The following is a 10,715-nucleotide window of genomic DNA, read 5'->3' on the forward strand; positions in this document are numbered from 1 at the left end:
GTGATGCCCTCCGGTGTTTCGGCCGTGTACAGCGTGTCGAGGCGCGCGGTTGTCACAGGGCTGGGCTGCCTGTCAGATCTTGAAGACCACGGTGTCCGCAATCTCGTCATGCAGGCAGCGACGGGATTTCCGGAAAATCATCAGGCAGTCCAGCAGGGAATAGACCCACAGGACGACCACCATGATGCTGGCCGCGAACCCCGCGCCATATCGGAGGGCCAGGCGCTTGACGGAAACGGACTCTCCCGAAGGTCGGGCAATGCGTATCTTGAGCAAGACCTTGCCAATCGTCTGGCCCCGTGTCGCGAGCAGGTAGCCGTTGAGCACAAGAAAAATCAGGGCGCCGACACCCATGCTCACCAGATCGACGGACCACATGTCGCGTCCTTCCGTGTTCCAGGGATTGAAGGGCGTCAGTACCGACACCAGCCAAAGGAAGAGGGACTGAATAACAGCGTCGAGCATCACGGCGCAAAATCGCCGCATGCGACTGGCCAGCTCAGGCCCCTCTGACGCCGCGACCACGTCGTCTACGCTGGCCTGCGGCGGCGCATAGCGCGCATCGTGCTGCGGATTGTCCATCGTCCTCTCCCCATGCCTATTTTGTTGGGTTGATTCTAGGGCCTCTTAACGACATTGCTGCAAGATAGGAAGGACGTAAAAAAGGCCCGCATTTGCGGGCCTTTTGGTGAGGTGCCGCTTATGCGGCAGAGGTCGGCGCGTTTACTGGCCGGCCGATTGYTCGAAAGGCAGCTTCACAGCGCCGAGATCGCGCCTGGTCTCGACCAGCACCAGCGGGCCTTCGTCGGCGACCACCAGCGGTGGGCGCTCACGCGGTACGTGGACCGGCTTGGCTTCGGCGGCGATGGCGGCTTTGGCTTCGGCGATCTTGGCGGCATCTGAGTTGACCCACTGCAAGCCTGAGGACTGGGCGACCTGAACCAGGTCCTGCAGGGGCAAGTCGTAAGACTGAACCTTGGGCAGGCTGGCAGCAACCGGCACAGCGGCTGGCGCCGGTGCGGGGGCAGGAGCTGCTACGGGTGCGGCAACGGCTGCTGGGGTCACGTAGGCTGGAGCCAGTACAGCAACCGGAACGGCGGCAGCCACCGGTGCTACAAATTCAGGAGCTGCTTGCGCACGCTGCTCTTGGGCTTGCGGCTGATTAGGTTCCGAAAATTCGGCTTGCCCGCTTGCCTGTCCGGCTTCTGCAGGTTGCTCGCTGCGCTCACCGTTTTCGCCGCGTTCGCGGCGGTCACGGCCATAGCGGTCCCGGCTGCGGCGTTCGCGTGGCTGGCGTTGGTCTTCGGCCTGGCCGTTTTGTGCAGGGGCGATCACATTGCCGGCATCGTCCAGTACGGGGGCTGCCGCTACGGCTTCAGGATTGAAGCCGGCGCTGCCTTCAGCGGCAGCATTCTGGCCTTCGGCGCCTTCAGGGCGGTCTGTGCGGCGGTCGTTGCGACGGCCGTTGCGGTCGCCGCGGTCACGGCGGCCTTCACCACGCTCTCCACGCGGTTCACGGTTGCCTTGTGGGCGTTCGCCGTCTTGCGGTGCGCGTTCCTGGCGCGGCTCGCCGGCTTCACCGCCCATGGCGGCTGCCATGGCGGCCTGGTTGGCCAGTGCGAGGTCCTGCTCGACGGAGTCGCGCTGAATGCGCTCACCACCGCGCTCGCCACGTTCACCGCGCTCGCGGCGGCCGCGGCCTTCGCGGCTGGGGTTTTCGCTGCGGGGCTGGTCGCCGGCATTTTCAGGACGGCTTTCGCCGCGGGCTTCACCGGCTGGGCGTTCCTGGCGGCCGGCTTCGTTGCGGCCTTCCGGGTTGCGTTCGCGGCGCTCGCCGCCACGGCCTTCATTGCGGCCTTCGCCACGGCCCTGGCCCTCTGGGCGTGGTTCGCGTCCTTCGCGGTTTTCGCCTCGGCCTTCACCGCCGCGTCCTTCGCTGCGGCCACGCCCACCGCGGCGGCCGTCGCGGCCTCCGCGTTCGCCGCCACGGTCCGAACGCTCACCGCGTCCATCGCCACGGCCATCGCGGCTTTCACGTCGGCCTTCRCCGCGCTCGTCTTTTTTCACTTCTTTGGCGGCAGGTGCCGGGGCTGGCGCTTCCGCGCCGCCGAAAAGGCTCTTGATCCAGCCGAAGAAGCCTTTTTCTGCGGGTGCAGCTGCTACCGGGGCAGGGCGGCGCGACTGGGGCTTGGGAGCCGCCTGTGGCGCCACTTCCGGCTTGGGCGGCGCGATCGGCGCAGGTGCATCGGGCAAGACGCCCTTGATGATGGGCTCCTGCTTGTTGTGCTTTTCCTGGCTGCGGCGCGTGACGGTGGTCGGATCCTCGATTTCGTCGGCCATCTTGTAGCTGGCGGCGATGTTGTCCAGGCGCGGGTCGTCGTGCTTCAGGCGTTCCAGGCGGTAGTTGGGGGTTTCCAGCGTCTTGTTGGGAACCAGCAGCACGTTGATACGCTGCTTGACTTCGATCTTGGCGATCTCGGAGCGCTTTTCGTTCAGCAGGAAAGACGCCACGTCGACCGGGACCTGGCACAACACCGAGGCCGTGCTGTCCTTGAGGGACTCTTCCTGGATGATTCGCAGGATCTGCAGTGCCGAGCTTTCGGTGTCGCGGATATGGCCGGAGCCGCCGCAACGCGGGCAGGGGATGGACGCGCCTTCCGACAGGGCGGGGCGCAGGCGCTGGCGGCTCATTTCCATGAGGCCGAATTTGCTGATGGTGCCGAACTGCACGCGGGCGCGGTCTTGCCGCAGCGCGTCGCGCAGGCGGTTTTCCACGTCGCGGCGGTTGCGCGACTCTTCCATGTCGATAAAGTCGATGACGATCAGGCCGCCCAGATCGCGCAAACGCATCTGGCGCGCCACTTCGTCGGCGGCTTCGAGGTTGGTGCGGGTGGCGGTTTCTTCGATGTCGCCGCCCTTGATGGCGCGGGCGGAGTTGACGTCGACCGACACCAGTGCTTCGGTATGGTCGATCACGATGGCGCCGCCGGAAGGCAGCTGCACGGTGCGGGCGTAAGCCGACTCGATCTGGTGCTCGATCTGGAAGCGGCTGAACAGCGGCGCGTCGTCGCGGTAGCGCTTGACGCGGTGCTCGTGCTCGGGCATCACGTGGGCCATGAACTGGCGGGCCTGCTCGTAGACGTCGTCGGTGTCGAACAGGATGTCGCCGATGTCGCTGTTGAAGTAGTCGCGGATGGCGCGGATCACGAGGCTGGATTCCTGGTAAATCAGGTAGGCGCCCTTGCCGCCCTTGCCGGCGCCGTCAATCGCGGTCCAGAGCTTGAGCAGGTAGTTCAAGTCCCACTGGAGCTCTGGCGCGCTGCGGCCGATACCGGCGGTGCGCGCAATGATGGACATCCCGTTGGGATATTCCAGCTGGTCCATGTTTTCTTTGAGCTCGGCCCGGTCTTCGCCCTCGATACGGCGGCTGACGCCACCGCCGCGCGGGTTGTTGGGCATCAGGACCACATAGCGGCCTGCCAGGGAAACGAAGGTGGTGAGAGCCGCGCCCTTGTTGCCGCGTTCTTCTTTTTCGACCTGGACCAGCAGTTCCTGGCCTTCACGGATCACATCGTTGATGCGCGCCTGGTTGACGGGCACACCCTGGGCGAAGTATTGCTTGGAGATTTCCTTGAACGGCAGGAAGCCGTGGCGGTCTTCGCCGTAGTCGACGAAGCAGGCTTCGAGTGAGGGCTCGACGCGGGTGACGACGGCCTTGTAGATGTTGCCCTTGCGCTGTTCGCGCCCTTCAATTTCAATTTCGTAATCGAGGAGTTTTTGTCCATCGACGATCGCCAGACGGCGTTCTTCAGCCTGTGTGGCGTTTACCAGCATCCGTTTCATGGGTAGCCTTCCTTATCGTTCTTCGTTTTGATGTCATGTCTTGAACATCAATCACATGCCCAAAATGGGCCAACGACGCCGGAGGGACGCAGTGCGAACTGGAGGAATTGCCGGAGAGCTTTTGACAGCGCGCGGCCGACCGAAGTGAATCGGTCAGCGACGTGGTCTGGGCGTAGGCGCGTGGATGGAGCGAGCAGGGGTCAAACGGGTGGATGCTACAAAAAGAGTAGCTGCTTGCGCCCACTGTACAAGGGCTGGCGGCTGATTTATGCCAAAAGCAGGGCCCACGAATGTCGTGAGGCGCCGCAGGCACATATAAATCAGACTGACCAGTGTTGTCATCAGAGGGCTACCGTTAAGGACTTGATCTCGACTGGATCCGCATGCAGCCTGTTGTTCATGACTTGGGCTGCACACATGGTATTCCGTAGTGTTGTTCGCAAAACGTCGACTCTTCTACCGTGCAAAGACGCTCGCCGCGAGGTGCCTGGCACTCGTCGCTTGCGGGCAATTGCCGGCGTGGGCATCGACCTTCCAGCGAGGCTGCTTGTTTGCCTTTTCAGGGCCGGGGACTTGCGTGGACTAAACTCCAGACAAATCAACCACTTACAGCGCATCGCTAGTGAAACACATTATAGGGTCAGCAAAGGGCTTGGCAAGGAAACCCGGGAAAACACCGGTATGGCCGCCCGCAGCCGTGTCCGCGCCCACCCCGGCACCATCCATTCCACCGGCGGCGGCCCCGGCCTCGCCGCAGGCCACGCTGGTGACGGTAGATGAAGACTATGCGGGCCAGCGCCTCGACAATTTCCTGATCCGCCAACTCAAGGGCGTGCCCAAAACCCATGTCTACCGCATCATCCGAAGCGGTGAAGTGAGGGTTAACAAGGGCCGGGCGCAGGCCGATACGCGGGTGGAGACCGGCGACATCGTGCGCCTGCCGCCGGTTCGCACCTCTGAGCGGGCCGGGCAAAAGGCCGAGGCCATGGCCCAGGAAATCGCCCGCCACGGCGCGAGTTCGACTACGGGCGGCTATGCGCMGTCCCGCGAATTCCCGATTCTGTTTGAAGACGACTTTGTGCTGGCCATCGACAAACCGGCCGGTGTGGCTGTGCACGGCGGCAGCGGCGTGAGCTTCGGCGTGATCGAACAGCTGCGCATGGCCAGGCCCGAGGCTGACTTTCTGGAGCTGGTGCACCGGCTGGACCGCGAAACCAGCGGCATCTTGCTGATCGCCAAGCGGCGCATGGCGCTCAAGCTGCTGCAGGAGCAGTTCCGGGAGCGTGAAACCGACAAGGTCTACCTGGCGTTGGTCGGCGGCGACTGGCCGGCCAATCACCGCGTGATCGACAAGGCGTTGCACAAGTATTTATTGCCCGATGGCGAGCGGCGTGTGAAGGTGGTGCCCAACGACCACCCCGACGGCATGCGTTCGGTGACGCTGGTCAAGGTCAAGTCGGCTTTTCCTGCCAGTCCGCTGGCGCCCGCAACGCCCTTCACCCTGCTCGAAGTCACAATCAAGACCGGCCGCACGCACCAGATCCGCGTGCATCTGTCCAATGAGGGGCATCCGATTGCCGGTGACGACAAATACGGAGACTTTGAACTGAACCGGGCGCTGCAGAGGTCCGCCCCGGGCACGGCATCGCTCAAACGCATGTTTCTGCACGCCTGGAGCCTGAAATTTAACCATCCCAAACTGCGCAAGGTCGTGCACCTGCAGGCGCCTTTGCCGCCTGAGCTGCAGCAGTTTTTGCCGGCGCAGGTTTCCACATGATTCACAGGGGCCATGAAGCGCCTGGCTCAAACAGTGCAGCCAAGCCGATACGGGGAAGGTTCAGCGGCCTGGCCGGAACAGTGCTGATGTTTGTTTTTTCCGGTCCTGCCCTGTACGGTGTGGCGTATTACCTGGTGGCAGGTGAGCTTGGGCGCGGCGAATTCCGGTGGAGCGAAGTGCCCTCGGTCATCTTTTGGCCGCTTCTGACGGAATTCATGTTCTGGGTGTCGTGGGGGAATGTTGAAACGATGCTTCTGTTTCCGCTCCCCACCCTTTTGGCGGCCGCGGTTTTTTGGCTGTTGAACAGGCGTGTGGTGCCTTCCTTGAACGCCGTGTCTGCGTTTCGTTTTGTTGTTTCCAGATCGGCAATCTGCCTGGTGGTTTGTGTGTGCGCTTTTGTGACCTTGAATCCAGGGACAGTGACGCAGGGATGGGATGCACTGTATTTTTACAATCCCCACAACCGGCATCCGTTCGACGACTCAGGGTGGGGGTTTCTTGAAAACTATGGACCGCTGTTCCATTTGACGGTGCTCGACCTGACAAGCGTCTTGTTGGGCGCAATTCACGGGTTCTCGTCGTGGTGGCTCCGTAAAAGCCGGAACAACTGACGCCTGCATTTCAATGTATGTCCATGTGCGCGCATAGGCAGGCCTTCCCTAAGACAATATCTCCATGCAAACCCGAAATTTCGATCTGATCGCTTTCGACTGGGATGGCACGCTGTTTGATTCGACCAAAATCATCGTGCGCTGTATCCAGGCCGCGGTGCGTGATGTGGGCGGCACGGTCCCCACCGACAAGGAAGCCGGCTACGTCATCGGCCTGGGCCTCATGCAGGCGCTGGCTCATGCCGCGCCTGATGTACCCCCCGAAAAGTATCCCCAACTGGGCGAGCGCTACCGCCATCACTATGCTGCGCATTACGACGACCTGAGCCTGTTTGAGGGCGTGCTTCCCCTGCTCGACGCCCTGAAAGCGCGCGGTCACCTGCTCGCGGTGGCCACCGGCAAGTCGCGCCGCGGCCTTGACGAAGTACTGCGCACCGTAGAGCTCAAGGGCGTGTTCGACGGATCCCGCACGGCTGACGAGACGGCAGGCAAGCCCGATCCGCGCATGCTGCATGAGCTCATGGCGGAGTTTGGTATTCCCGCGGGGCGCGTGCTGATGGTGGGCGACACCACCCATGACCTCCAGATGGCGGTCAATGCTGCTTGTGCCAGTGTGGGAGTGAGTTATGGCGCGCATGAGCCGGACACATTTACCGCGCTGTCGCCGCGCCATGTCGCGCATTCGGTGCAGGAACTGCACGACTGGCTGCTGGCCCACGGGTAGTTTTCGATGACGTCCACGGAACCCCGGCAAGCTTTGTGCAATAGCCGCGACCTGCTTGAAGGCGGGTTGGCAGTGCCGTTCGACGTCATTTATGCCGGGCAGACCTGCCGCGCCTTTGCGGTCCGTTACGAAGGAATGGTCCACGCGTATCTCAATCGCTGCACCCATGTCGCGATGGAGCTGGACTGGCAGCCCAACCGGGTGTTTGATACCGGGGGGCAGTGGCTTTTATGCGCCAGCCATGGCGCCGTTTACCGTCCGGATACCGGCCTGTGCGCCGGCGGGCCTTGCCAGGGAGGGCTGGTCAAAATCGAGCTTTCAGAAATTGAAGGGGTTGTTTATTGGCATTCTGCTTACAACCTTAAACCGCTACAGTTCTAATACCTCTCTAAACTATCGCCCATGAACGACCCCCATCGCCCCGACCCTCCCATGGACTCTGATTCGCTGCGCGAATCGGATTTCCGGCCCAACCAGCCGGAATCCCTTCCGCCTTATCCCCAGGCCAGAAAATCCGCCGTTGACCCTTCCGCCCCCGGCTGGGAGCGCGCGACGCTTGAGAAACTGGCTTTTGCTGCGCTCAACGAACAAAAAGCCACGCGACGCTGGAAAACCTTTGTGCGCCTGTCCTGGCTGGCGTTTTTCATCGCTCTGGTATGGATGGCACTGCACCGCGGCACGCCTGCCAGCGATGCGACTGTTCCGCACACGGCCGTGGTGGAAATAAAGGGTGAAATCGCCGCGGGCGCCGACGCCAGCGCCGAGTTCGTCAACGCTGCGCTGCGTGCCGCCTTTGAAGACGAAGGCGCCAAGGCGGTTGTGCTGCTGATCAATTCGCCGGGGGGCAGCCCGGTGCAGGCCGGCATGATGAACGACGAAATCCTGCGCCTGAAGGCCAAGCACAAGAAGCCGGTTTACGCTGTGGTCGAAGAAACCTGCGCCTCCGCCGCTTATTACATCGCTGTTTCGGCCGACAAGATTTACGTCGACAAGGCCAGCATTGTGGGCAGCATCGGTGTACTGATGGATGGCTTTGGCTTCACAGGCCTGATGGACAAGCTGGGCGTGGAGCGCCGCTTGCTGACGGCCGGCGAAAACAAGGGATTCCTTGATCCGTTCAGCCCGCAAAGTGAAAAACAAAAGGTCTTTGCACAGGCCATGCTGGACCAGATCCACCAGCAGTTCATCGCGGTGGTCAAAGCCGGCCGCGGTAAACGCCTGAAGGAAACGCCCGAGATGTTCAGCGGCCTGTTCWGGAGCGGCCAGCAGGCGGTGGAACTGGGCCTGGCCGACCAGCTCGGCAACCTTGAGTATGTGGCCCGCGAAGTGGTCAAGACCGACGAGATCATTGACTACACCCGTCGCGACAATGTGGCCGAACGGTTGGCCAAGAAGTTTGGCGCGGCGATGGGCGAAGGCGCAATGAAGGCCTTCAAGGCGATTCCGGCGCTTCGCTAGGACGACCTCTTGAGAAGGTGATGGCCCTTGCCAAAAAGCCCGCTTCGCGCGGGCTTTTTTGTTCCTGTCTGGCGCTCTAGCGGCCGATACAGAAAACGGTTGGCAATTCCAGTGGTGCCTGGAGTTTGTCGCGTTTCCAGCCGCTGACCTGCGCGCTGCGGGACCAGCCTTTGGTCATCGTCAGGCCGCAGCTCAGCGCCAGCCGGGTGTTGCCCTGCAGTGTTTGCAGCAGCGACTGGAACAAAGCCGCATTGCGATAGGGTGTTTCGATGAAGAGCTGGGTCTGGCCGGATTTGAGTGCCAGGGATTCCAGTTCCCGGATACGCTGGACGCGCTCGGCCGGTGCCTGCGGCAAGTAGCCTGCAAACGCAAAATTCTGACCGTTCAGACCGCTCGCTGCCAGCGCCAGCATCAGCGACATCGGGCCCGTCAGCGGCACAACCTCCAGCCCCAGGTCATGGGCGGCGCGTACCACCGAGGATCCGGGATCGGCAATGGCAGGCATGCCGGCTTCGCTGACCAGGCCCATGTCGCGGCTTTCCACGGCCGCCATCAAAAGGGGGCGCGCGTCGAAGTTGCCGGTGTGGTCGCCTTTTTTGTGAACCTCCCGTGGCAGCTCCTGGATTTGCTGCGACTGCAGCGGCGTGCTGAGCGGCTGCAGCGCGTCGATACGCTTGAGGTAGGCGCGCGTGCTTTTCGCGTTTTCGCAGATCCAGCAGGAGAGCCTGGCGGCGATTTGCACGGTGCCCAGCGGCATGACATCCTGCAGAGGGGCAAGGTCGTCGCAGCCGAAGTCAAGCGGTGCGGGCACCAGGTAAAGTTTCCCTTTTGTTGCGCCGCTCATGGCTGGCTCCCGCGGGCTGAAAGCAACTTCACGCCTGCGGCTTCGATGAGCCTGCAGGTGCGGATCAGCGGCAAGCCGATCAGCGCAGTCGGGTCGTCATTGTCGATCGATTCAAGCAGCGCGATGCCGAGGCCTTCGCTTTTGGCGCTGCCCGCGCAATCGTACGGTTGCTCGGTGCGCAGGTAGTTTTCAATTTCGTCATCCGTCAGCGCGCGGAATTTCACCCTCACTGCGGCCAGACTTTGCGCTTCATAACCGCTGTCCAGGCACACGACGGCCACAGCCGTCTGAAAAATGACGGTTTGCCCTCGCATCCGGCGCAGCTGGATGACGGCGTTTTCGTGGGTGCCCGGCTTGCCGAGCGGCTGGCCGTCGAGGTCTGCAACCTGGTCGGAACCGATGACAACCGCGTCGGGAAATGCCTTGGCGACAGCCCGGGCCTTGGCCAGGGCCAGCCGCTCGGCCAGTGGGCCAGGGAGTTCGCCGGCATGGGGCGTTTCGTCCACGTCGGGCGCGACCACCTCAAACGGGATATGCAACCGCTGCAGCAATTCCCGGCGATAGCGGGAGGTCGAGCCCAAAATCAGGGGGCGGTTTTGCCCGGTGTGTCTGGAGATTGCGGCAGGGTCGGAGACAGGATTCATGCCTTGATTCTCTTACACTGCACACATGTCCAGATCCCTGCAGCCCAACCGACTCAACATGACCGCTTTCGCCCAGGATGGCGTGGCGCTTTCCGAGACTACTTTGCTACGAAATATGGAGCGCCTTGCGCACGAAGCGCAAGGGTTGCAGGCTGATTCGGCAGTGAAATGGCAGGCGGTCGGYGAATTGCGCCCACGCCCGGGCGTTGAAGACGACGTATGGTTGCATCTGACGGCTGAGGCCGTTGTGCCTTTAACCTGCCAGCGCTGTATGGGTGTGGTTGCCACACCTGTAGAGGTGGACCAGTGGTACCGCTTTGTGGCCAATGAAGACATTGCCATGGCCGAGGACGACCAGTCTGAAGAGGATTTGCTGGTGATGGAGCCCCAGTTCGATTTGCTCGCTGTGCTGGAAGATGAATTGCTGATGGCCCTGCCGCTGGTGCCCATGCACGAGGTGTGTCCTGTCGCGCCCAAACTGCAGGCGGGCGACCTTGGTGACAATGCAGATTCGGTGGACGAGGGTAGTGAAAAACCCAATCCCTTTGCGGTTCTGGCGCAGCTTAAAGCAAAAAAGTAGTAATTTAGAATTACATATTTCTCAGGTAAAGCTCCTGGATTTGTCGGCATTTCACCAGTCGCGGGTTGAGGTGATGAAATTTCTCTCGCATCGAGCTATAATCAAAGGCTTCGCGTACCAATGCGGTGAATACGGTGACATGGCGTTTAGACCGCCTTGGGCCGATATTCAGGTCCAGCTGTCTGAACTCGGATTTTGGTGCGTAATTTACCAACCTTACACCCCATCAGGAGC

General features: G+C 61.9%; 10 protein-coding genes. 6 read left to right on the forward strand and 4 right to left on the reverse strand.

Annotation, left to right across the window (positions count from 1 at the left end):
• Window positions 1–72: 72 nt before the first annotated feature.
• Together AC1D1P_RS06080 and AC1D1P_RS06085 are read right to left on the reverse strand one after the other, a co-directional pair.
• On the reverse strand, window positions 73–582 hold the full coding sequence (locus AC1D1P_RS06080; RefSeq protein ID WP_477671304.1) for an RDD family protein: 510 nt from the start codon (window positions 580–582) through the stop codon (window positions 73–75).
• 141 nt (window positions 583–723) lie between these two features.
• Window positions 724–3,843: an Rne/Rng family ribonuclease gene (locus AC1D1P_RS06085; RefSeq protein ID WP_477671305.1), complete on the reverse strand. Its 3,120-nt coding sequence runs from the start codon at window positions 3,841–3,843 to the stop codon at window positions 724–726.
• Window positions 3,844–4,465: 622 nt separating this feature from the next.
• Here AC1D1P_RS06085 and AC1D1P_RS06090 point away from each other — a divergent pair.
• The 5 genes from AC1D1P_RS06090 (at window position 4,466) to AC1D1P_RS06110 (ending at window position 8,413) form a co-directional block, all read left to right on the forward strand.
• Window positions 4,466–5,620 (forward strand): RluA family pseudouridine synthase, encoded by a 1,155-nt coding sequence (locus AC1D1P_RS06090; protein WP_477672392.1) that lies wholly within the window; start codon window positions 4,466–4,468, stop codon window positions 5,618–5,620.
• Window positions 5,621–5,706: 86 nt separating this feature from the next.
• Complete coding sequence (locus tag AC1D1P_RS06095) at window positions 5,707–6,231, forward strand: hypothetical protein (RefSeq protein ID WP_477672393.1); 525 nt, start codon at window positions 5,707–5,709, stop codon at window positions 6,229–6,231.
• 64 nt (window positions 6,232–6,295) lie between these two features.
• Window positions 6,296–6,955, forward strand: coding sequence for an HAD family hydrolase (locus AC1D1P_RS06100; RefSeq protein ID WP_477672394.1), 660 nt, complete (start codon window positions 6,296–6,298; stop codon window positions 6,953–6,955).
• A 6-nt stretch (window positions 6,956–6,961) separates the two neighbouring features.
• A complete protein-coding gene (locus AC1D1P_RS06105; protein WP_477671309.1) occupies window positions 6,962–7,336 on the forward strand; it encodes a Rieske (2Fe-2S) protein in 375 nt (124 codons plus the stop codon).
• Between the two features lie 21 nt (window positions 7,337–7,357).
• A complete protein-coding gene (locus AC1D1P_RS06110; RefSeq protein ID WP_477672395.1) occupies window positions 7,358–8,413 on the forward strand; it encodes a S49 family peptidase in 1,056 nt (351 codons plus the stop codon).
• Window positions 8,414–8,489: 76 nt separating this feature from the next.
• Here the strand turns inward: AC1D1P_RS06110 and AC1D1P_RS06115 are convergent, their stop codons facing one another.
• Complete coding sequence (locus AC1D1P_RS06115) at window positions 8,490–9,257, reverse strand: SAM-dependent methyltransferase (protein WP_477671311.1); 768 nt, start codon at window positions 9,255–9,257, stop codon at window positions 8,490–8,492.
• The gene (locus tag AC1D1P_RS06120) at window positions 9,254–9,901 is read right to left on the reverse strand and encodes a Maf family protein (RefSeq protein WP_477672396.1); all 648 of its coding nucleotides are present in this window, start codon (window positions 9,899–9,901) and stop codon (window positions 9,254–9,256) included. The genes AC1D1P_RS06115 and AC1D1P_RS06120 overlap by 4 nt, the downstream gene beginning before the upstream one ends.
• Before the next feature lie 25 nt (window positions 9,902–9,926).
• On the opposite strand from AC1D1P_RS06120, the gene AC1D1P_RS06125 reads away from it, so the two are divergent.
• Complete coding sequence (locus tag AC1D1P_RS06125; RefSeq protein ID WP_477671313.1) at window positions 9,927–10,481, forward strand: YceD family protein; 555 nt, start codon at window positions 9,927–9,929, stop codon at window positions 10,479–10,481.
• The last annotated feature ends 234 nt before the right edge of the window (window positions 10,482–10,715 follow it).

Source organism: Polaromonas sp. P1_E1_2 (assembly GCF_056406035.1).

What these genes read in the sequence shown, in the direction of transcription:
- AC1D1P_RS06080 (WP_477671304.1), bottom strand. Translation starts at nt 582, where the DNA reads ATGGACAATCCGCAGCACGATGCGCGCTATGCGCCGCCGCAGGCCAGC.
- AC1D1P_RS06095 (WP_477672393.1), top strand. Translation starts at nt 5,707, where the DNA reads ATGTTTGTTTTTTCCGGTCCTGCCCTGTACGGTGTGGCGTATTACCTG.
- AC1D1P_RS06100 (WP_477672394.1), top strand. Translation starts at nt 6,296, where the DNA reads ATGCAAACCCGAAATTTCGATCTGATCGCTTTCGACTGGGATGGCACG.
- AC1D1P_RS06105 (WP_477671309.1), top strand. Translation starts at nt 6,962, where the DNA reads ATGACGTCCACGGAACCCCGGCAAGCTTTGTGCAATAGCCGCGACCTG.
- AC1D1P_RS06115 (WP_477671311.1), bottom strand. Translation starts at nt 9,257, where the DNA reads ATGAGCGGCGCAACAAAAGGGAAACTTTACCTGGTGCCCGCACCGCTT.
- AC1D1P_RS06120 (WP_477672396.1), bottom strand. Translation starts at nt 9,901, where the DNA reads ATGAATCCTGTCTCCGACCCTGCCGCAATCTCCAGACACACCGGGCAA.